The organism is Paenibacillus sp. J31R122 (genome assembly GCF_056269185.1).
Map to the genome: position 1 here is coordinate 143,830 of NZ_JBWDNM010000010.1, position 21,950 is coordinate 165,779.

15 protein-coding genes and 1 pseudogene are annotated in these 21,950 nt (G+C 43.1%); 4 read left to right on the plus strand and 12 right to left on the minus strand.

Going from position 1 to position 21,950, the window contains the following annotated elements; genetic code table 11:
• The first annotated feature begins 119 nt into the window (after positions 1-119).
• Complete coding sequence (locus tag AC0YN7_RS17630; protein WP_475811320.1) at positions 120-956, plus strand: AraC family transcriptional regulator; 837 nt, start codon at positions 120-122, stop codon at positions 954-956.
• A gap of 280 nt (positions 957-1,236) precedes the next feature.
• Here AC0YN7_RS17630 and AC0YN7_RS17635 read toward each other — a convergent pair whose 3' ends face one another.
• The 5 genes and pseudogenes from AC0YN7_RS17635 to AC0YN7_RS17655 all read right to left on the minus strand — a co-directional run.
• Entirely contained in the window at positions 1,237-1,551 is a 315-nt protein-coding gene (locus tag AC0YN7_RS17635) for an effector binding domain-containing protein (protein ID WP_475811321.1), read from the minus strand.
• Between the two features lie 28 nt (positions 1,552-1,579).
• Positions 1,580-2,851: a GyrI-like domain-containing protein gene (locus AC0YN7_RS17640; protein ID WP_475811438.1), complete on the minus strand. Its 1,272-nt coding sequence runs from the start codon at positions 2,849-2,851 to the stop codon at positions 1,580-1,582.
• A gap of 180 nt (positions 2,852-3,031) precedes the next feature.
• Positions 3,032-3,400: a VOC family protein gene (locus AC0YN7_RS17645; protein ID WP_475811322.1), complete on the minus strand. Its 369-nt coding sequence runs from the start codon at positions 3,398-3,400 to the stop codon at positions 3,032-3,034.
• 93 nt (positions 3,401-3,493) lie between these two features.
• Entirely contained in the window at positions 3,494-4,219 is a 726-nt protein-coding gene (locus AC0YN7_RS17650; protein ID WP_475811323.1) for a helix-turn-helix domain-containing protein, read from the minus strand.
• Positions 4,220-5,124: 905 nt separating this feature from the next.
• Positions 5,125-5,283: pseudogene (locus tag AC0YN7_RS17655) on the minus strand (response regulator); the annotation flags it as partial.
• A 254-nt stretch (positions 5,284-5,537) separates the two neighbouring features.
• Between AC0YN7_RS17655 and AC0YN7_RS17660 the strand changes: the two are divergent.
• Complete coding sequence (locus AC0YN7_RS17660; protein ID WP_475811324.1) at positions 5,538-6,503, plus strand: alpha/beta fold hydrolase; 966 nt, start codon at positions 5,538-5,540, stop codon at positions 6,501-6,503.
• A 107-nt stretch (positions 6,504-6,610) separates the two neighbouring features.
• Here the strand turns inward: AC0YN7_RS17660 and AC0YN7_RS17665 are convergent, their stop codons facing one another.
• Both AC0YN7_RS17665 and pheA read right to left on the minus strand, forming a co-directional pair.
• Complete coding sequence (locus tag AC0YN7_RS17665; RefSeq protein ID WP_475811325.1) at positions 6,611-7,378, minus strand: sporulation protein; 768 nt, start codon at positions 7,376-7,378, stop codon at positions 6,611-6,613.
• Positions 7,379-7,460: 82 nt separating this feature from the next.
• Complete coding sequence (gene pheA, locus AC0YN7_RS17670) at positions 7,461-8,276, minus strand: prephenate dehydratase (RefSeq protein WP_475811326.1); 816 nt, start codon at positions 8,274-8,276, stop codon at positions 7,461-7,463.
• 233 nt (positions 8,277-8,509) lie between these two features.
• Here pheA and AC0YN7_RS17675 point away from each other — a divergent pair, with 233 nt between their 5' ends.
• Complete coding sequence (locus AC0YN7_RS17675; protein WP_475811327.1) at positions 8,510-9,388, plus strand: pentapeptide repeat-containing protein; 879 nt, start codon at positions 8,510-8,512, stop codon at positions 9,386-9,388.
• A gap of 145 nt (positions 9,389-9,533) precedes the next feature.
• Here the strand turns inward: AC0YN7_RS17675 and AC0YN7_RS17680 are convergent, their stop codons facing one another.
• From AC0YN7_RS17680 to AC0YN7_RS17695, 4 genes are all read right to left on the minus strand, one after another.
• Positions 9,534-11,249 (minus strand): ABC transporter ATP-binding protein, encoded by a 1,716-nt coding sequence (locus AC0YN7_RS17680; protein WP_475811328.1) that lies wholly within the window; start codon positions 11,247-11,249, stop codon positions 9,534-9,536.
• A gap of 89 nt (positions 11,250-11,338) precedes the next feature.
• A complete protein-coding gene (locus AC0YN7_RS17685; protein WP_475811329.1) occupies positions 11,339-12,376 on the minus strand; it encodes an NAD(P)/FAD-dependent oxidoreductase in 1,038 nt (345 codons plus the stop codon).
• 175 nt (positions 12,377-12,551) lie between these two features.
• Positions 12,552-14,174: an ABC transporter substrate-binding protein gene (locus tag AC0YN7_RS17690; RefSeq protein ID WP_475811330.1), complete on the minus strand. Its 1,623-nt coding sequence runs from the start codon at positions 14,172-14,174 to the stop codon at positions 12,552-12,554.
• Between the two features lie 124 nt (positions 14,175-14,298).
• Positions 14,299-15,303, minus strand: coding sequence for an ABC transporter substrate-binding protein (locus AC0YN7_RS17695; protein WP_475811331.1), 1,005 nt, complete (start codon positions 15,301-15,303; stop codon positions 14,299-14,301).
• A gap of 281 nt (positions 15,304-15,584) precedes the next feature.
• Between AC0YN7_RS17695 and AC0YN7_RS17700 the strand changes: the two genes are divergently transcribed.
• Positions 15,585-16,802 (plus strand): MFS transporter, encoded by a 1,218-nt coding sequence (locus tag AC0YN7_RS17700; protein WP_475811439.1) that lies wholly within the window; start codon positions 15,585-15,587, stop codon positions 16,800-16,802.
• A 95-nt stretch (positions 16,803-16,897) separates the two neighbouring features.
• On the opposite strand, the gene AC0YN7_RS17705 is transcribed toward AC0YN7_RS17700, so the two are convergent.
• A complete protein-coding gene (locus tag AC0YN7_RS17705; protein WP_475811332.1) occupies positions 16,898-21,694 on the minus strand; it encodes a SpaA isopeptide-forming pilin-related protein in 4,797 nt (1,598 codons plus the stop codon).
• Positions 21,695-21,950: the final 256 nt, after the last annotated feature.

Consider the following 21,950-nt stretch of genomic DNA (forward strand, 5'->3'; position numbering starts at 1 on the left):
TTACCTCCTTTTCGAATTGGCTTGGAACTATATTGTCAGTATATTCGAAGAATAGATAAAGTTAAATTGTATTATCTTGTTCATCATAGAACTATATTGCCTACAAAGGAGTGTCGCCGATGTTGTTTAGAAATGTATTTGTTCCGATTCTCTCTGAGCACCCCTTTTTTTGTTTACCTGAGTCTGTAGGATGGTATGGTCAGTGGCCGGATCATTTTGTGGGACGCGACAAGGGATCGTGGAATACATTTAGCATTCATGTCATTGTTGACGGGAAAGGATACGTGGATGTTGGCGACCGTCAGTACACGCTGGTCAAAGGAGATTGTTATCTTTATTTCCCGAACCAACGCCAATTGTACTATAGCAGCAAAGATGAACCGTGGGAATTGAGGTGGGTGCATTTTTACGGAGGACCTGAGTTAACGCAATTTCTGATTGATCGGGGTTTTCACCGCTCGTCTATATGGACGCTAAAAGATATGAGCTCATTTGAACAGCTCTATCATGTTCTGCTTACGGAAGCTGAGAAAGATGAAGCTCTTCATTACAGCCGATTGTCTTGTTTAACCTATGGAATTATTGCTGAGTTTGTAAGCAATGCAATCCCGTTAACAATAAATAAAGGAACAGAGGCAGCAGACAGGCTGCTCAAGCTGCTTCCGCAAATTCAGAAACAAGCGCATCTTCCTTTTATACTTGAGGAATGGGCAGAGAAAGCGGAGATTAGCCAATTTTACTTCTGCAGACTGTTTCGCAAATTGACCCAGCTTAGTCCGGTGGAATTCGTTACCTTATGCAGATTACAATTGGCGAAGCAATTGCTGATCGAGAAAAAAGATTGGTCGATCAAACGTATCGCGATCGAGTCGGGTTATATCAATGCGAATTATTTCAACAAAAAGTTTATGGCTCATGAAGGGATGAATCCGACCCAATACAGGGAAAGTCATTAGGCAGACGGCGCTCAGATACTACGTTTCTGAGCATCTTGAGAAGACTCTTACTTCTTTTAACTGTTTGAGAAGCGCTGCATTCATGATGTACGGGTATCTCGAAGCAATAGAGCTTGATCTTTCGGGCCTGAAAGGATCATTTAATTATTTACGACTTAAGGGCAGTCCCGTATCGCATGATGATATGCAAGCTGACGCCGGTATTCTAACGGCGTCAGCTTGTTTAGCTTTAATTGGATACGTTCATTGTTATAGAATCAATCGATAATTATCGATTACCCTACATTCCATCCCCTTCTTTAATAGGCGCGAAAATATCAAAATCGAAGAAGTCAATCTCATCCGCTGCAATTTCAAAAGGGTTAATCGGATGGAGACGATTCATTTCATACCCAAAGGAACCTTCAGTCACGTCTCTCTCGTATGATCCAGTACGAAACCAATCAAACAAAAAACCATACGTTTCATTCATAAGATCGCGATTGCCTTTAACCGATATTTTGGCGAATCTCTTCTGAGGTATCATGATCGTTTCAAGTCCGTCCGGCAGCGATTCAAATGAACTCACTTCCATCCCAACCCACAGCGTTGTCACTTCCGTCGCCCATTGCCATTCACCTTCTTTATGGCCGCTTCATCTGTGCAACTACAATTCGATTGCCGTCCGGATCAAGCAGTACGAATTCGGATAAATCATGAAAGTGATTCGGCTCGTCCATGAGCTCAAAGCCGTTGCTCCGAACATACGCAAGCGCTGCTTCGAAATCATCCGTCTCGAAATAAAACAGCTGTGTAAACGGATCCTGGTTTAAATAACGGTTTTGATCCAGCAGCAGTGCTGCTCCATAGGTTACGGGAACAGAATAGACAGATCGCACCGCATTCCCCTCATCAAGTGGCAGTCCTAGCAGCTTGGTATACCAGCCGACAGTCGTCCGCATGTCCTTTACGTCCACGAAAACGCCACCGATTCGAGGATGGATGGGGCTTTGCCCATGAAGCTCAGAGTCCACATCCTGCTGAACACTCCAGCAAACCATATGCGCGTTGTCTTCTATGTCGCGGAAGTTGAAATAGGCCATCGAACCGTGGCGCTCCGGCTCCGAAAATGGTTCTGCCTTCTCTTTCAAATAACGGTATGCCTCATCGATATCGCGTGCAGGAAACATGATACGTGGCATCATCGACTCGCGCCATTCAGGATTCTGTTGGTTTGCCTCGTTAGAGTCAAGTATAAGATGTGTCCCTTGAAATTCGAACCAATACACAGGTCCACCGTTTAGACGTTCCTCAATCACAGGAAGCCCCAGCAGACGGCTGTACCATTCAGCAGCCCTGCGCAGATCCGTCACATGAACAAACACGCTTCCTACCCGATTTTCCAATGGTATCGCTTGAGCAGGTTGAATAGGAAACCAAAGCTCCATTATCGATTCCGGATTGCCATTTCCGTGATAACGTTCATCGTAATATTCGAACTCCACGCCGCTGCTGCGATGTTCATAATCGGATTGCGGGAGCCATTCTTGAAAATAATAATTGAACGCTGCCCCGATCTCATCGATGACACCTTGACGAGTAACAACACAGTACAGCCCACTAGAAAACCTTTCCGATGTCATACCTTCAGGCACCTGTTCCGCATGAGAAACACCGACCGCCGCCATGTAATCGAATGAACCTCCCGGCTTGCAGTCGTCCCCGACCAGCATTAGTCCATATACGCCGCCGACATTGTGGTCGATCTCCCCGAACCTTTTGGTAAAACGTGACCAAAGAAGAGAAATTTCATTCTCTGATGGGGGAACTTCAGCAGAATAGGTGTATTGTATTTTCTCCCCCACCACCTGCATGGCCTCTTTCCAGACGATTCGCGTTTGAATGATACCAGACACTTTAGTCAATTCAACATCCTCCCCTAATCAAATTTCATGGGAATATACATTCGCCTTTTATAGTGAAATTCCTTCTGATCGTCTAAGGACGAATTTACTTTTTTTGGATCAAAATAAAAAGACAGCATCTCTGCCGTCTTTGTTGCGATCTTGTAATCACGTTGCATGTATATACACCGACTACTCAACTATTTTATCAAAAAATTGAATCACACCGATAGCAAGGCCCTCGAAGTCCTCACAATAAGCAAAATCGCCAACCTCGGGAATTTGCATTTTAGGAGAGGTTACTTTACCACCTGCCCGTTCGACTTTACCCAAATATTCATCTAGATCCACTACGGTGATTGTATTAACTGTTCGTAACGCATCCTCTGTTGAGCTTCTCATCAACCCTCCGTCAATACCCTGCTCCTCATCTGATCCGGTAACAATCATCCAATACCCTTCCATCATCTCTTCAAATCTCCATCCGAATACTTCTTGGTAAAATAAGATTTTCTTCTCAGGGTCTCTAGTCTCAATTTCAAAATGAATTACACGTGACATGATATTCACTCCTATTAGTACAGTAGTCTGATATGACTCTACAAAAAGAATAGCTGAAACCCGAAGACGCTGCTTCTTCTAGTTTGCTCTTTTTTATTCCTCCTGCTTATTAAGAAAGGCTTGGACGAGAATGGGGAAGGAGACTAACATGGGCGGATCATAAAATTTTGGAGGACGAAGGGTTATATTGGATTCACCTTTTGCTTTTCCTCCAGCCACTATGATCTTGCCGCTTGCCTTGCCACGCAATGAATTTTCCGGATGTAAGTACTCATCAAGGGGATCATCCCAAGAAAATGCAATGGACATTATGTAATAGGTGCCATCAGGAACATTCGATATGGCGTACTTTCCTGGATCGAAGACCATGGTGCATGAAACGGGCTTACCCATAGGGATTGGCTTAGTAAACAAACCTATACAAATTACCCCATGAAATTCTTTTGGAGCCTCGATTGAACCTTTAATTACAATTTTCGAGCGGCTCCTGTTAACCTCTGGTAATCCGATGGTCTTGAGTTCACTTAAACCTACCATCCTTCTCTCAATAAAATTTCTAAACTGTTGAGGCGATAGACCTATAAAAGTAGAAAACTTAGAAGAAAAAGTACCAAAACTGCTATACCCAACCGTTTGACCGACTTCAGTAGCAGATAAAGTAGACTTCAATAACAGCCTTTTGCTCCATTGGAATCGAAGAGCTGATAAATAGAGGCGAGGGGGGATACCAGTAATTGAGCGAAAGATCCGATCAAAATGAAAAGGACTGTAAGAAGTTATGTTTGCCAACTTCTCTGAAGAGAGAGTGGAATCATCCATTCGATACAGCATCTGGTGAATAGCCAATTTCACGGTAAGTTCGTGAACAGACAACCAAATGTACCGAACTTACGGGCACCCTTATTTCTTGGACTTCTTGATCTAATTGATTCACACCATCACCATCCCACTTTCTATTTTAAATGCCAATACCCACCGTCATCATCGTTTACAGGCCTATCATTTCACATTGTTTTTATACTTCTACGGCGCCCATGTTAGGCGTTCGAAAAAAAAAGCGCCGCACTAGTTGTACGGCGCTTTCGAACTTAGTTTTCGAAATAATCCCATTGAGAAACGATTGTTCTTTTCTCACCCCTAAGGATTCAGAACTTTCCACAAACGTAATAGTGCCGCGGCACTTTCAGTACGAGTTATCTTTGCATTAGGTTTAAACCGATTATCATCATAACCCAGCATAGTGAAATAGCAGCTTAATAGAAATCTTTTTCTACCATTTACTGGCCAAAAAAAGTATAGCATAAACTGTATAAAAATGTCACAATTACTAATTTTAATATAGAAAGATTTTAAACAGACCTCAGTCTTCACTAAGCTCCTTTAAAGCTGTTATTTCTTTACAGATACTAAGAACAGTCAACTCTACTCCAATGCATTCTTCTCTACTTCTCACTTGGCGTATTTGACTGTATTTTATACAATCAACTCTACTTCAAAACCGTTATATTCGTCCTAGAGTGTATTTCATACAGGCTAATCGCCTGTTATGAAGAAAAAGAGCTTCTTACTACCTCTTTAATTGTATAATTTCCATTCAAACACATTGAGACAAGGAATATAGATTGTTTGAATGTACAATATCCATTCAAATGAAGAACGCATCAAAAAAACCACTATCAATAAGACGTTAGCTTTGTCGATAGTGGCATTACATTATACTGCTAGATGACATCCAACAATATCAAATCATATGTATCCAAACCAAATAAACGCAATGCCTCTTCTCCATCTGCCGCATGCACGACTTGAAAGCCTTCAACCGTTAAATATGCTTCCACCATCTCGCTAATCGATCGGTCATCCTCGACCAGCAATATGCATATGCTCTGTTTCAAGATTTCCACCCATCCATTCTATGTAAAATTGCACGATCAAACATATTCGTTCCATATTATAACTATATCATATGGCCTTTGGACTTAGGTTCGTTGCACCATCATATACCAGATTGACTTTAGACCAAAGTCGGGGGAGTTCCTCTGTCTTTGGTCTGTTTTTAATTAAAACCAATTTTTGTAAAGTGGAGAGAGTGCCTTCAATTCAATGGTAGCAGTTCAACAAAAGGAGACTAAGGAACATGTGGAGAACGATTCGCAGAATCTTCATTTATTTGCTAGCTTTTCTTATTCCGCTGATCAGCATTGGCATCATATATCAATGGTATGCTTCTAAACAGGATGCGAAATCTTATTTACCAGTTGGAAGCATGTTTGATGTAGCAGGTCATAAAATGCATCTATACACCGAAGGTGAGGGGGATACGACCGTTGTGTTTGCTTCCGGTTGGGGAACCGCAAGTCCCTACGCTGACTTTTATCCGTTGTATGAGGGGTTAAAGCCGCATGTGAAAGTTGCAGTTTATGACCGATTTGGTTACGGGCACAGTGATACGATCGGCAGGAATCGAAGTATCGACACTATTACAGATGAGATTCACGAGCTGTTACGTGTCTCCGGGCAGAACCCCCCTTATATCTTCGTTGGCCATTCACTCGGGTCACTGGAAACGATTCGTTATGCCCAGCGTTTTCCCGATGAGGTGAAGGGCATTCTGCTCATAGATGGCGGAAGTCCTGAATATTACGCATCGAATAAACCTATTACGTTCATACCGATTATTCACCGAGTGCTTAAGACGACGGGCGTTGTAAGGGCACTATATCATATAAACGGTTTTGACGAATGGATGTCTGATCAAAGCAACGGCCAGAAACTACTGCCCAATAATTTGAAGGATCTGTACCGTAAAGCGGTGTTGCAAAAAACGGGCAATAAAGATATGACAGATGAAATCCGCCAAAGCCAGACTAATGCCAAAGTCATTCTCAACAGCAAGAAGACACTCGACATCCCGCTTACCGTCTTAACTGCAGACTATTTCGGCAAGCTTAGTGATGATAAAGCATGGATGGACAGCGAAGCAGCCTTTCCCTCTTGGTCTGTATCAGGAAAGCAAATCATCGTACCTGACAGCTCTCATTACATTCACAGCTATCAACCAGACCTGGTCGTCGATGAGCTGCTGAAGCTGGCCGAGCGATAACCTGCCCATACCATCTACTTTGGCTTACATAAAAAAACAGAGCAATGGAGATTTTACCCCATGCTCTGTTTTCCAATTGAATAGACTGCTTCTAAAGCTTCTCTAACCTAAATATGTCGGGAGATGATATCGGATAACTGCTTAGCTATGGCATTATAACCCGCTGAGAGCTGTTGATTAGTGAACCGGACACGGATGAAGGATTCATCCAAATTCATCGCTTCCGCAAACATGCTGCTAAATCCCCGCGCCTTACGGTCAATTTGAAGAACGATCTCCAGCTCATTCTCCGCAGGGAAGAACATAACTTCAACCTCATCCAGATGCCCGCGGAATTGTGTAGTAGGTACGAATTCGAACTCCTGCACGAACGGTAAGTTACCTCCGAGTCGCGATGCGTACTCGCATTCTGCCTTGCGGAATAAGAAGCCTAACACTTTCATGGCATTAAATATCGTTTCCATCCCCGGAGTCAAGCCAATCTCAATACGATCATTATCGCCTGAGTCCACTCCCCCACTAATATCCAGACCGGTCTTCACCCACACCGGAGTTTGCCCAACGGTCACAGGAGTTTTATAGGGCAACTGAAACAAGAAGGGTACTTCTCTCAGCTCGCCAGCTGACAAGCTAAATGGATCGGATACCCGGTAGCGGACGATCTCACTATGGTTTTTCACTTTGTGATCATTAGTTTCCCTAATATATTCGGTCATGACCGACAATGTTATCGTCTCAATACGTTGTTCAACATTTCCACCCTTCACCTTAACTATACCTTTTACTATTTCACCTGGCATATAGCGATTTTTTTCAAGCAGGGTATCAATCTTAGCCGAACCAATTCCAATACTAGCAAATAGACGATTAAACATGTAACCAGCCTCCAAATGATAAAATAAACAATTCAATACTCTGACTAATACGATTGCCTATTAAATTGGTTTCAGTCGCCATTTAAAGAATAGTGGTCGAATAACTTCCAATAATATGTACCTGATGTCCGAACGTTTCAAATATTTTCATAGCCTTATTCATGCGTTGGTCATCCTGCGCAATTTCTGTTTCTATTAAAAAACGATATGTTCCTAGCTGCTTGCCAGTCGGTCGTGATTCAATCCATGTCAGGTTGATGCCCAACGCGGAAAAAACATTTAGAATGGACGACAGCACGCCAGGATATTCATTGTTTGGTGTTATCAACATCATTGTCTTCTTTTGCTCTTTACCCGACGGATTTTTTTTGCTGACAACAATAAATCGGGTGTGATTAGCTGAATTGTCTTGAATCTCACTATCAAGCACTTTCAGGTTGTATTGCTCTGCTACCGTTTTTGAAGCAATTGCAGCCACCGTATGTGAAGCTTTAATGGATTGAGCGGCCTTCGCTGTACTATCTGCATATTCCGTCTTAAAGTGATTTCGTTTGATAAACTCTCTGCATTGATTGATTGCAGGACTTATGGATCTAACCGTAGTTATCTGGCTAATATCGGCTTCGGGATCTCCAATCAAATGAAGGGACACCGTAAAGATTAGATCCGCTTCAATATGCAGATTGTACATCAATAAACCGTCAATAGTCATATGAATGTTCCCAGCAATCGAATTCTCAATGGGGACGATACATTTATCTACATCTTCGTTATGAACAGCTTCCAATACATCTAATATTGATTCATGCATAAGCCATTCGGTTTGATCAGAAAAATATTGATGGGCCGCCTCTTCTGAAAATGTTCCCTTGGGACCTAAATAAGCAACTTTAATCATATCCAAACCCCTTTAGTTTTCACACAATTATACAGCTGGTAATAGTTGATATACAACTACAGCTATTATACTTTCTCTTACCAGCAATTGAATTGGATAGTGTCCCCCGCTGATTTCAGTTTTGAACCCAAATATCATTATTAAAATAAAAACATCTATTATCTGCCATAGCTTTGCATTAAAATTAGATCATACAATTATAGGAACACATTGAAGTAGAAGGAGATTTCGACATGTCTGAGAATCACGAATATTCAGGAACCATTTCCAATAAGAGTCGCCTCAGCTTGCAAGCTGACTGTGAGAACTGCTTCGGTTTGTGCTGTGTTGCGCTGCCCTTCGCAGCTTCAGTAGACTTCGCGATTGATAAAGCTGCCGGGCAGCCCTGCCAAAATCTGCAACCGGACTTCCGCTGCGGCGTTCACACCAGCCTCAGGCAGCGGGGCTTTCGCGGCTGCACAGTCTATGACTGCTTTGGTGCAGGGCAAAAGGTTTCCCAAGTTACCTTCGGTGGACGTGACTGGCGGCAAGCACCAGACTCCGCCAAGCAAATGTACGAGGTATTCCCGATTATGTGGCAGCTGCAAGAGCTGCTCTGGTATCTAACCGAAGCGCTAACGTTACAATCGGCTCATTCGATTCACGGCGCACTCCACTCTGCGCTCGATGAGACGAAACGTCTAACTGATCTCAGTCCCGACTCTCTAATGGAACTGAATGTGGCAGCACATCGTGCTGAGGTCAATGCTCTGCTCTTACAGACTAGTGAGCTCGTGCGAGATGAAGCCCAGCGCAAGCATAAGGGCCCTCTGAAGCGTCCGAAGAAAATTGGCCGAGGAGCTGACCTTATCGGCGCCAATCTCCATGGAGCCGATCTCAGGTACGCCAACTTAAGAGGAGCCTACCTTATTGCCGCAGATCTCAGAGGAGCAGACATGAGAGTGGCTGATCTCATCGGGGCTGATTTCCGAGACGCAGACCTCAGGGGAGCCAACCTCACCGAAAGTATTTTCCTCACCCAAGTCCAGCTCAACTCAGCGAAGGGCGATGAGGATACCAAGCTGCCACAGTCACTCACTCGCCCTGCACATTGGTCAACTTTCAACAGTTGATGGTGGCTCACAGCACACTTGTGTGGCGACCAACTTTCGTTAGCGTTAATTTGATCTTGCCAAATGTTTCTTCTGCCGGCTTTGGCGTTACATCATCAGAAACTAGTAGCATCACAGGCACTGCCCTCGATTCAAAAAAAGTTCATTATGTTCCAAATTGCGCTTGATACAAACGGCTGTATGCACCGCCTGCGGTTACCAATTCTTCATGATGTCCCTGCTCCGAAATACCTTGCTCGGTTACAACCACGATGCGATCCGCATCTTTAATTGTAGCTAGACGATGGGCGATGACTAACGTCGTCCGTCCTTTCGACAGCTCCGCCAGTGATTGCTGGATAGCCAGCTCTGTCTCCGTATCCAGCGCCGATGTTGCTTCATCGAGAATAAGGATGGGCGGGTTTTTTAGGAACATACGCGCAATCGCGAGCCGCTGCTTCTGCCCGCCTGAGAGCTTCACTCCTCTCTCCCCAATAACAGTATCCATCCCATTCTCTTGCGATCGGATATATTCATCTAGGCGCGCTCGCCGTGCGGATTCCCATATTTCATCCTCATTTGCATCCAACTTGCCGTACAGAATGTTTTCTCGAATCGTTCCAGCGAACAAGAACACATCTTGCTGCACAATACCAAGCTGCCTGCGAAGTGATTCTTGCGTAACCTCACGAATATCTACCCCATCGATTCGAATCGCACCGCTCTCTACTTCGTAGAAGCGCGGCACTAGACTGCATAGCGTCGTCTTGCCTGCGCCAGATGGTCCAACAAACGCAACTGTCTCTCCTTTGCGAATGATTAGATCTACCTGCTGCAGCACCTGCCGATCCGTTTCATAGCTAAAAGACACATTGTCAAATTGAATTTCTCTCTGAAAAGCTTTGAGCTCCCCTGCATTTGGTGCATCAGCCACATCTGGCTCCGTTTCCATTAATTCCACGTAACGCTTAAATCCTGCAAACCCTTGTGGGTAACTTTCCACAATGGCGTTGATTTTTTCGATTGGGCGGAAGAACACATTGGTAAGCAGCAAGAAGCCAACGAACTGTCCATAAGAAAGCTCGTCTTGAATGACATACCATGTCCCGCACACCATCACAAACAATGTCACAAATCGCATCATCATATAGCTGATTGAGCCATTTCCGGCAATCAGCTTGTACGAGCGAAGTTTCGTTTGACGGAAACGCCCGTTATGAACAGCAAATTGTGCTTCCTCATGATCCTCGTTGGAGAACGCCTTGACGACGCGAATTCCACCTACATTGTCTTCGATTCGTGCATTAAAATCACCGATGTCGTCGTACAATTGGTGAATAGCTGTCGTCATCTTCTTGTTGAAATGCACAACAACCCAAATAATTACTGGTACCACGATAAAGGTCAAAACAGCGAGTTTCCAGTTAATAAACAACATAAGTGTGAAAGAACCAGCCAGCGTCATTACAGCAATAATTAAATCCTCAGGGCCATGATGTGCCATTTCCCCAATCATATTCATGTCGTTAGTCAGCCGCCCGATTAGATGGCCGGTCTTCGTATTGTCGAAGAAGCGGAATGACAGCTTCTGAATATGCGCAAACAGCTTACGTCTCATATCCGTCTCAATATTAATGCCGAGCATATGCCCCCAGTAATTGACGACATACATCAGTCCTGTATTCAACATATATAGAGCGATCAAACCAATAGAGGCCCAGATGATAAGATCCCATTTACTTCCTGGCAGCAGGTCATCGATAAACACATTGATGGCCATCGGAAATGCCAGTTCCAGCAAGCCGGCAATAATTGCACAGCCAAAGTCAAGCAGAAACAATCCTTTATATGGACGATAATAGCTGAAAAAATGACGAACCATAGAGTCCTCTCCTTCTAAGCATTCATTTGGAACATAATGATCATATTGTTTCAAGATCATTATTTTATTGGCATACTTGCTGGTGCTTCTTATTCTTCCGTAATACCTAACGCCCTGTTCTTCTCCTTAAATCGATCATTATGGGAGGAGACATACGCCACTTTAGGAGCCTCAGGGTCTAAATAGAGCTTGGCACTGTTAAGAGCTAACGATGCATCCGTAAACGCCCCAGCAATCAGATTCACCTTGCTATCATAATACACAAAATCTCCTGCACCAAATATGCCTGGCAGGTTCGTTTCAAGCTTGGGACTAACGTACATATTCCAGTCATCCATATTTAATCCCCAATCCTTGATCCCACTGAAATCCGCTATAAGACCATGGTTAACAAATACCTCGTCAAACTCAATTTGACTGGATTCCCCTGTCTCTATATGACTGAGTGTTACTCGCTCAATCGTCTTTCCATTACTGCTATGCAGCTGACTTACCTCATAAGGAGTAAGAACATTAACGGACGAGTTCATCATTCGAGCTATATTTTTCTCATGTCCGCCAAATTGGCTGCGTCGGTGCACTACGGTGACTTGGCTTGCAATGGGCTCCAGCTCATTTGCCCAGTCCACCGCGGAATTGCCGCCTCCAGAAATCAACACTCGCTTCCCTCTGAAAGGCTCCAGCTCTTGTACCGTATAGTGCAGGTTGGACACCTCGTAGCGCTCAGCCCCTTCCAGCTCCAGCTTTGCCATCTTCATAATGCCACGCCCGATTGCCAGCACTACCGTACGCGTCCAGTGCTTCTCTCCACTAGCCGCCTCCAGAATATAAGTTGAATCCTCCTGCTTCTCAAGCCCGATAATATGCTGCCCGAATACAAGGGTCGGGTCAAACGTTTTTGCCTGCTGCACCAATTGAGTGATCAGCTTTTCACACAAAATCGGAGGGACACCACCGACATCCCAGATCATTTTCTCTGGATAAATCAGCATGCGCCCGCCAAGTTCATCTTTCGCTTCAATGAGCTTCGTCTTCAAATCACGCATTCCACTATAGAAAGCGGTATACATCCCCGCAGGCCCTCCGCCAATAATCGTCACATCGTATAGTTCGAGTTTTTCCGCCAATTTTTGTCCTCCTCACGTTGATTTCCCAAACCGCTTATATGTATGAGAATAATTATCAATACAATTGTAGTCTTGCGCCTCTTGAAAGCACAATGGACAAAAAATAAGATAATTTTGTACAAAAAAAAGCAACAGGTTCATCTGTCGCTTTTCTCAAAACTATTTCAATGTTTAATTAAGAAGTATGTCTTAACAGTCTCGGCAGCATACTCAATAGCTTACTGATCGTATTTGCGTCGCAACAGTTCCATGTTTCCTCATCTACCAGATAGACTAGCCCATTCCGCACAGCGGGAAGGCATTGCCACAACGGGCTGCTAATGGTCTCCTCCATCGCTTTTCTCGATTCAGAGCTGCTAGGAAGCAGCATAAATATGCGATCTCCAGCGTAATCCTGAAGGGTGTCTACCGTAATTTCTTTGTATGCCCGCTCCTCATTCAGCACTTCCTCCACTTTTGGCGTTGGGCGAAAGCCGTATGGGTGATAGAGAACAGTCGTTAATCCAATATTACCCATAACAAATAATCGTTTTCCACGATGATGTACGAATACGGATGCAGTCTCGCCTGGTCTAATATGAGGCTCAAGCTGTTTCCACATTAATTCAGCGTTGCTGGCGTAGTGGTTAAGCCAGTGCTTAGCTTCCAGCTCCTTGCCGAACCATTCACCCAGAGTCAGCAGCCTTTGCTCGATCGATCCGAATGAGTTATAGGTAAGCGTCGGAGCGATCTGTGAAATTTGCTCATATTCCCGTTCATCTTCCCTGTCGAAGATAATCAAATCTGGCTTTAGTGATGTAGCTTGTTCCGTGTTGAACGGATGTCCTTGTCCCCATATGGTGCCGCCTCCAATAGGTTGGATGCCCAGCGTCAGTAGGTCTTCTATCGTATTTCCATAAAAGATAATTCGTGTAGGTTTGGCTGGAATCGAAACCTCATGTCCAGCCCAGTCCCTTACACTGACTCGGCGTCTCATCGTTATGGCGTACTGTCTTGGAGACATGCCCGTTGTTTTCCGAAACCTGCGGTTGAAGTAATATTCATCCGTAAAGCCCACCCTCTCTGCAATATGTCGCAAAGATTCATTTGATTGAAGCAACCAGTCCTTGGATTGCTTAATTCGGAGCTCAGTCAAGTAATCAAGCGGTTTCTTTCCTGTTACTTCCTTAAAAATGGCGGAGTATTGCACGTTAGGGAGGCCTGCCATTTGCGATAGCAGTTTAACTGTTATTTTATCTGTATAGTGATCCTGCAAATATTGAATCGTACGTTCTACAGATTGAACCGAACTCGGCTTGCTTTCGGATAACATATTTTGCTCTAGCACGAAACCCATCATCTTCAAAAACCGAAGATTTTGCTGAAATGACTCCATTTCCTCTTGGTCTTGTCTGCTCTCGTAGAGCTGCTCAGCCATATCTATTAATTGAGACAACGGATAGACGCGCAGCTCACTCCTACCTGGAAATAAATTTTCCTTATACGATCTTGGAGCCGTTGATTCACCGATATGAGTAATGATGAATCTTATCTTGAAGAATTGAAAGGTTTGCTCATCGCTACTCTTGAATTGATAGAAAGCGCCAGGATTAAAAAGAAAAGCGCTATGTCTGGAAAATAACGAGGTTTGATTATCATCATATATTTTGCCTGAACCACTTTTGCATATTAGCAGCGTATACGCTTCGGTTATATCCTCCGTCAGCACAGTTCCTGTAAGACAAGTTACTAACTCTATATCTATTAAATGAAAGGACAGAAACCGCAGATGCACCGATTTTAAGGATTGAAAGTGCATGCCGAACCCCCTTTTCCTCGATTGATAACAATTATCATTTACGTTAGTATATTCGAAAAAAAGAAGCTTATCAACCGTAGTTGAAAAGCTTCTTTTTCGATGCAGAATATATACTGCGACAAGTTTATTTAATCAGAGCTTTTGGAAGCTCCTTAAGTAGCCATTCTCTAGCAAGGGCATCGCTTCCAGCCTTCAAAATATCAAAATTATATACGTAGCCATTTTTAACAGCTGGGATGCTTTTCCATGCATTGCTTTCCATCAGTTCATTCGAGGATTTCTGCGCCTCAGGATCTGTCGGGTTTAAGATAAATATACGGTCTCCCGCATATTCAGACATCACTTCAGCGGATATTTCTACAAACCCCATCTGTTGGTCAATCATCTCTTGTACTTTGTCCAATGGCTTGAAGCCATTTTCATCGTATAGGAATTGAGGGAGCCCTGCGCCTGCCATAACAAATAATCGATTACCAGGATATACAGTGAACACAGTTGCTGTCTCATTGTCTTTCATCCCATTCTGGTGCAGCATCGTCCACATTTCTTTCACTTCAGATTTATGCTTGGTTAACCAAGCATCTGCCTCATTTTTCTTACCTAAAAGATCCCCTAAGATGCGCATTCTCTCATCAATAGTAGCAAAAGAGTCGAACGTTACCGTCGGTGCAACTTTAGAAAGTTGCTCGTATTGAGCAGCATCATTATTAGAGAAAATAATAAGGTCTGGTTGAAGAGCCAACGATTTCTCCAGGCTTATTGGAAAGCCGACATCTTCTGAATTAACTAGCTTATCATCATAGGAGGTTCCTCCATTTTCATTCTTAAGGACGCCAACCGGTGTAACACCAAGAGCTAGCACATCTCCTGTTACTTCACCATGATAGATTACCCGTTGTGGTTGAACTGGCACCTCTACCTCATGTCCTGTCCAGTCTGTAAATAAGCGCGTCTTTTTTTCAGTTTGCTCCGGTTCAGGCGAAGACGTTGCCGGTGTCTCCGTTGATTGACCGCTATTTCCTTGTGTTTTATTATCCGAAATATTCGTATTGTTCCCGCATGCTAACAATAAAGCCCCCATAATAAAGATAATTACCAAAAGCATGACTGGCTTCCTTACTTGTACCATTTAATTCTTCCTCCCATTCGCTCCCCTTTTTATGATAATGCTTATCATTATCATCTAGAATAGTAAATAATTTTCCTCTTCATATCAATGGACAAAATTAATTAGTCTTTATCTTTTTGTACAATAGCTAGCTCATCGGATTGTTGAATGAATTTATTGTCTGTGTTAGAATACTGAATGAACGTTCAGTATGTGTTGGTAATCAACTACTGGGAACATTAATTGATAAGGTTTTTGAAGATTTAAGCTCTCCTCTAACCAAAGCAATTACATCAAAAAGAATGAAATACTCGGAGGATTATTTTATGACATTGCTTTTAAGAAATAGAGGCGCCCTGCTGCTCCTAATGTTTAACATATTTCTGGTCTTTACAGGAATAGGTCTCGTCATTCCAATTATGCCTACTTACATGGCGGAACTTCATATTAGCGGAAGTACTGTCGGTATGCTTGTTGCGGCTTTCTCATTAACACAGCTTATGTTTTCACCTTTAGCCGGAAGACTGTCTGATTCATTGGGACGGAAAAAGATTATTGTTTTAGGGATGATCATATTTGCACTCTCAGAGGGACTCTTTGGAGCTGCCAGCTCCACTTATCTTCTTTTCTTAGCTAGATTTCTCGGGGGAATCGGTGCTGCCCTCATCATGCCTGCTGTTATGGCCTATACAGCAGATATAACCTCCAGTGAAGAAAGAGCAAAAGGCATGGGGTTCATTACTGCAGCAATAACAACGGGATTCATAATTGGTCCAGGAATCGGAGGATTATTAGCCGAATATGGTATTCGCGTTCCATTCTTCGCAGCTGCAATAGCCGGAGGGTTAGCGGCTGTAGTCACCGGATTGATACTGCCTGAATCGCTGCCAGCAGAAAAGCGTACAGCTTCAAAGACTGTTGCGAGACAGAGCCTTACTGTACAGCTCCTTCATTCATACCGGGAGCCTTACTTTTTAAGCTTGATTATTGTATTTGTTTCTTCTTTCGGTTTGGCGAACTACGAGACCGTTTTTGGTTTGTTTGTCGATCAAAAATTCGGTTTTACACCGAAGGATATTGCATATATTATCACGTTTGGATCCATATCCGGTGCCGTTGTGCAAGCCACTATATTCGGATGGATATTGAACCGTCTTGGAGAGAAGAAGGTCATCTCACTTAGTTTGATTATTTCAGCTGTATTTATACTTTTAACTCTTTTTGTACACAAATATTGGTTGATCGTTGTTGTTACTTTTATTGTGTTTTTAGCGATGGATGTGTTACGTCCGGCACTTAGCACTCAGATGTCTAAAGTGGCCCCAGATCAACAAGGATATGTCGCGGGCCTGAACTCAGCTTTCACAAGTCTAGGCAATATAGCTGGACCTATCGTTGCAGGCTTATTATTTGATATTGATATTAACTATCCGTATGTATCTGCTGCCATAATATTATTGTTATGCTACGGTTTGTCCGTGAGGGCAAGACGAGGTCGGAAGGCTGAATTAATTGCCTAGCTATCGGAAGTCGATTATCAATACCTAAGGAAAAAGACGCCCTTCCATTTAAAAAGCGAATGGATAGGCGTCTTTTTTGGCGCTCCGTTTGGTGCTTATTTTTGTTTTCTACGGAATAACGTACGTTGTTTCCTTAAAACAATTCCGCTCATTAGCAGGAAAACACCAAGCAGTTGTAATGGAAGATAGCTGCTTTCTCCTGTTTTCGGCAATTGATTTACATCTGGTGTCGATTCGACACCTCCTAACGGAATTTCCTCAACATCGATTTCGAAGTAAATCTCTTCTTCGTTACCAGCCTTGTCTTTGACGATAATGGAGAACTTATCTTTGCCTACAAAGCCCGGCTTAGGTGAGTATATCCATTTACCATCAGTTGTAACTTTAATTCCACCGTTTTTCGGAAGTTCTCCAGGCTTAGCTGAACCGTTCTCAGGCACATCAACCTTACCTTTGATAGGCGTATCCTCCGGTGTTTTCTCCTTCTCTGCAGGCAACGCTGTGCCAGGCGTAGGTGTTGGCTTAGGAGTAACGACTGGTGTTGGTGTTGGTTTTAAAGACGGTTCGGGCTTTGTAGATGGATTTGGTGTAACAGTTGGTGACGGCTCACCCACATCCGGTGTCGGAGTCGGAGTCGGCGTTGGTGTTGGTGTTGGTGTCGGGAACGGTCCTACAGGATTTCGAACATTCTCGACTTGTTCCGTCGCTGTGCTTGAATTAATGGTAACCGACTTCTCACCATTACCAATGATCGAGTAACCATTAGGAGCCTTAACTTCCTTCAACACGTAATCATCATAAGGCAGTCCTTGGAATACAGCCTTACCATCCGCACCCGTTGTCTCAGTGCCAACTTTCACTTTTGCACTGTTATACAGTTCAAATACGGCACCTGCCAACTTGATGTTAAAGTCTCGCGCATCAACCTTGGTAATCTCTAGGTCACCCAATAGCTTGCTGTTCGTGACAGATATTGATTTGCTGCTTGAATCAATTGCAACAGTTATCTCACTAATACCGCTCAGCTTATATCCAGCTGGGGGTGTCACTTCTTTCAAAGTATAGCTTTCACCCTCGAAAAGATTTTTGAAGGTGGCTAAGCCTTCGGCGCCAGCAGTTGTCTGAGTATCAATTAACTCACCAAAGCGGTTGCGCAGTTCAAATACGGCACCTGCAAGCTTGAGATTAGCGTTGATTGCATCAACCTTCGTAACAACCAATTCTGCTGCAGGTAATTTAGTGTTGCCAATTTGCAGCTTGTGTGAACTTGAACTGATTGTAATAGGAGTCTCGCCATTGCCAATGACCTTGTAACCATACGGAGCTGTTATTTCTTTCAACGTATAGCTTTCGCCTACGAATAGATTAACGAATGTGGCTACGCCATCTGAGTTAGTTGTCGCCGTGCCAACTGATTTACCTAAACTGTTGAACAGTTCAAATTCAGCCTTTTCAAGTTTGAGGTTATTGTTGTTTGCATCGACCTTCATAACCTCTAATTTTGCTGCTGCTGTTGATTTCGTATTTGCAACATCAATTGTTTTCACCGTTCCAGCACTTGGATTGATTGTAACGGGTATCGCAACAGAATTGATGGTGTAACCATAAGGAGCTTTCACTTCTTTCAATTCATAAACATCGCCCTGAAACAAATTGTCGAATACGACTATACCATCCGCACCGGTTTTCTTAGTAGCTACCAAAGTGCCCGAGCTGTCGCGTAGTTCAAACTCAGCTCCAACAAGTTTGATGGCCTGGTCGACTGAATCGATTTTAGTCACTTGCAGACTTCCGATTAGTTTCTTCGTGTTCCCAACTGGATATATTAGTTCTCCATTAGAGTTAATGGTTACTGGATATTTCCCATCCCCCACTTTGTGGTAACCAGTTGGAGCAGTTTCTTCTACTAAAATATATTTACCATAACGCAAGTCGCTAAACTCAGCTATACCACCTGCTGTAGTGGTTTCCACGTTTCCAACTTGTACACCATCTAATCTTGTTAATTTGAATACAGCGCCTGCTAATTTCTCAGCAATATTGTCTGCATCTTGCTTAATAACCTTCAGCTTTCCTCTGTAAGGACTTCCGCTTCCACCGCCGCCTGACAGCTTAATGCTAAAACTAACCGGAGAACTCAGCGATCCGGATACACCGCCCTCACCTTGAAATTTTACCTCGTTGGTAATCGGTACGGAGTCGTTGGGCTCGCCATCAATAACAGAATCGTATTTCAAAATGTACTGTCTAGAAATCGTATCCGTAAATTCTAATTCAAAAGTCGAAGGACTCGCATTTTTGTTGAAAACTAACGTGTAATGTTCTCCCTTTCTCAACAACTCATCCTCTACTATGGTTCCATTAGAGAACTTTGTTGAATATAGCTTGAATGAATCTTCGAGCAGCACTTGAGTATTGCTCGGCGTATCGATAATTTTGGCCTTTTTTACCGTTGACTGGGCTTCATTAATATTAATGGTCCAGTGAAGCTTGTATGGATCACTTCCGTCTTGTACGCCGCTCTTAGACACATATTTTCCGGCAGAGGGAATAGTAACGGTTTCAGTAAGTGTCTTACCGGGCATGTAACCAACTCCGGTGAACACTGCATTATTGGTAATCGTTTGCTCTGATGCGTTGATTAGCTCGTCGTCAAGCGTTGTTTCGAACTCGATGTAATAAGGACGCTTAATTTCCTTACTAAATTCAACAGTCAAAGTCTTGCCAGCATCACTTTCCACGGCAGTATAGATTCCCGCCGCCGTGTCAACGGGGGTATTGCCTTTTGATATCGTACCGCCAGCTTGAACGGTCATTTCGTACACTTTGACGGATCCAGGCACCAGTTTTTGCACCGATGTCAACTCATCGACTACTTTAGCTCCTGTAATTGTTTTGCTATTGTAATTGATACCCATACCCCAAGTAATTTTCTTTGTTACAGGGTCATATTTGCCATCTTTAAATCCATTATTCACTGTTTCATCATTAGGTGTGAATACGCTGATAAATTCTTCATCTTGGGTAGGGTTCCCCACAGTATCATCCCAATTAATTATCCCTCTATTTTCATAGCTTCCTTTGTTCGTGGTGTAGGATCCATCCTGATAATCATAATAAGTGCTATAGGTAACCGTGTAGGAATTAGGTCCATCAGGAAGATTTAGTTTAAATCCTTTGGTATTGTCTTCTTCTGAAGATGGAGTATTCGTATGAGTCAGACTATAAGGTAATGAAGCTGGATTGGTAACTAAAACATTGTTTTGCTTAATTTGCAGAGTACCCACTTTCAATTTCAAGCCCGCAGGAAAGACATCTTCAAAGGAAGCATTTTTAATATCATATTTATCTCTGTTTAATTCAATTGTCCAATCAACCGTACGCTTATCGTAATTAACGTTACCGTGACCTTTGCTGAAGAAGCGCTGACTAAGTGTTTTGGAATCAGAAGCCTCTTTTTTACTACCAATATAAACGTCATTTGTAATACTGTGATTATTGTTGTAGATATTGAAGCCAGGAGAAGGCTTTGTATCGTATTCGATAATATAAGGCTCACTAATACCAGCGGGATTTGTGAATGATAAAGAGAATCCATTTTTATCGGTTGTAGGCAACCCGCCAGGCAAAGTTGTAGACACCGTGTATTCGGATGCAGCTAACAAAGGCCCTTTGTTTCCATTAACAACTGAATAAACCTTAATTGCATTAGGGTCTACTAGCATATGTTTGTTGTCAAAAAGGTCTACGATTTGGGCAGGGCTGGCAATATCTTTTTTGCCGAAATTATATTTTATAGTCCAAGTAATTACTTGTGTATTAGAATCATAGAAGCTCGTTTTCCCCAAAATCGGGCTTTGAGTAATCGGCACCGTGTCGGAAGCAGATTGAGCAATTGGCAGGACAACCCCCGCGCCTTTTAATTCAGCTGTATTCGGGAAACTGAGATTCAGGTCGGTAGAAGTGCTGATCTTTGTTGTAAATTTAATGCGATATGCCGAATCGATGCTGCCTAGCTTAACTTCAAGTGTGTTGTTATTTCCAGCACTAGGGAGTGTGTGGTTGGAAGCATCAAGTGCAATCGGATCTTTTTCAGTGATACTAGTGCCACTTGCATTAATATCAAGCTTATTCACTTCCAAAGTGCCAGTCACATACTCCAGCCCATCAGGGATGGCATCTGTAACTATTGCATCTGTCATGGTTTCCAGCTTTTTGTTCACATCGATAACCCAATCGATCGTTTTGGCATCAAGCTCTTGCGGTTGTGCCGTACCCTTCTTGGTCATTGCTTTATCGACCTTTGGTTGAAGCTTGATGTTGAATGATTCATTCACATTAAAGTCAATGTCAACTGTTGAGCCGAGATTGCCTGAGCTGTTATCGATATAGGTCCAGAAATATATTTTTTCGTCGGCGATAGCGATCCCGTTACCAACGTTATCAACAACCTCTTCGTTAAACTTCATGACTACCTTCCCATCAGGGGCGGCAGTGAATGAGCCTAATGAACCCAATGGCCCTGTTAGTGTTTCAATTAACTTCAACTGGCTTGGGAGTTGAAACTCGTATGTATCCCCAGCCTTAAATTTATGGTCTACTGGCAAATTCCATTTGTATTCAAGATAGAGAAGACTGTTTTTGTCAGCGGTTACCCGATAATTTGCATCAACGGGGGGCTGGCCATTTGGAACGCTGTTCCTTACCCCTTCATATACGGATGCAATGACAGTATCAGAAACATCCTCTCCCGTCTTGAGAATCATGTCTGTAAAAATAACTTTGTCTACATTAGTGCCCTTAGCATCAGCCTGCGTAAGCACCCCCGCATAGTTCACATACTGAAAGATTAGCAGGAAAGCGACAAGCATTGCGATTGTTTTTTTCTTCATCTTATAATTACCTCCATTCATTCGATTCCATCATTTGAAGAACTTTTTTTCATATTTCATTGATAAAGATGAAGCATGAATGCATCACTTTTCTATCAAATTGGAAATTTGTGCATCTTGATAATGATATTGGACAGAACTAGACAATTTCTGAACAATTTGTCGATTTCTCAGGAAAGGAGGAGCCCTTATAAACAATATAGGACATGAAGCGTCTTTTTTCGCCAGAGGCTGACGCAGGGCATTTTTGCTCGCG

Coding starts and splice junctions, on each gene's coding strand:
- AC0YN7_RS17650 (WP_475811323.1), bottom strand. CDS start 4,219: ATGGATGATTCCACTCTCTCTTCAGAGAAGTTGGCAAACATAACTTCT.
- AC0YN7_RS17675 (WP_475811327.1), top strand. CDS start 8,510: ATGTCTGAGAATCACGAATATTCAGGAACCATTTCCAATAAGAGTCGC.
- AC0YN7_RS17695 (WP_475811331.1), bottom strand. CDS start 15,303: ATGGTACAAGTAAGGAAGCCAGTCATGCTTTTGGTAATTATCTTTATT.
- AC0YN7_RS17660 (WP_475811324.1), top strand. CDS start 5,538: ATGTGGAGAACGATTCGCAGAATCTTCATTTATTTGCTAGCTTTTCTT.
- AC0YN7_RS17630 (WP_475811320.1), top strand. CDS start 120: ATGTTGTTTAGAAATGTATTTGTTCCGATTCTCTCTGAGCACCCCTTT.
- pheA (WP_475811326.1), bottom strand. CDS start 8,276: ATGATTAAAGTTGCTTATTTAGGTCCCAAGGGAACATTTTCAGAAGAG.
- AC0YN7_RS17645 (WP_475811322.1), bottom strand. CDS start 3,400: ATGTCACGTGTAATTCATTTTGAAATTGAGACTAGAGACCCTGAGAAG.
- AC0YN7_RS17690 (WP_475811330.1), bottom strand. CDS start 14,174: ATGCACTTTCAATCCTTAAAATCGGTGCATCTGCGGTTTCTGTCCTTT.
- AC0YN7_RS17665 (WP_475811325.1), bottom strand. CDS start 7,378: ATGTTTAATCGTCTATTTGCTAGTATTGGAATTGGTTCGGCTAAGATT.
- AC0YN7_RS17680 (WP_475811328.1), bottom strand. CDS start 11,249: ATGGTTCGTCATTTTTTCAGCTATTATCGTCCATATAAAGGATTGTTT.
- AC0YN7_RS17705 (WP_475811332.1), bottom strand. CDS start 21,694: ATGAAGAAAAAAACAATCGCAATGCTTGTCGCTTTCCTGCTAATCTTT.
- AC0YN7_RS17700 (WP_475811439.1), top strand. CDS start 15,585: ATGAAATACTCGGAGGATTATTTTATGACATTGCTTTTAAGAAATAGA.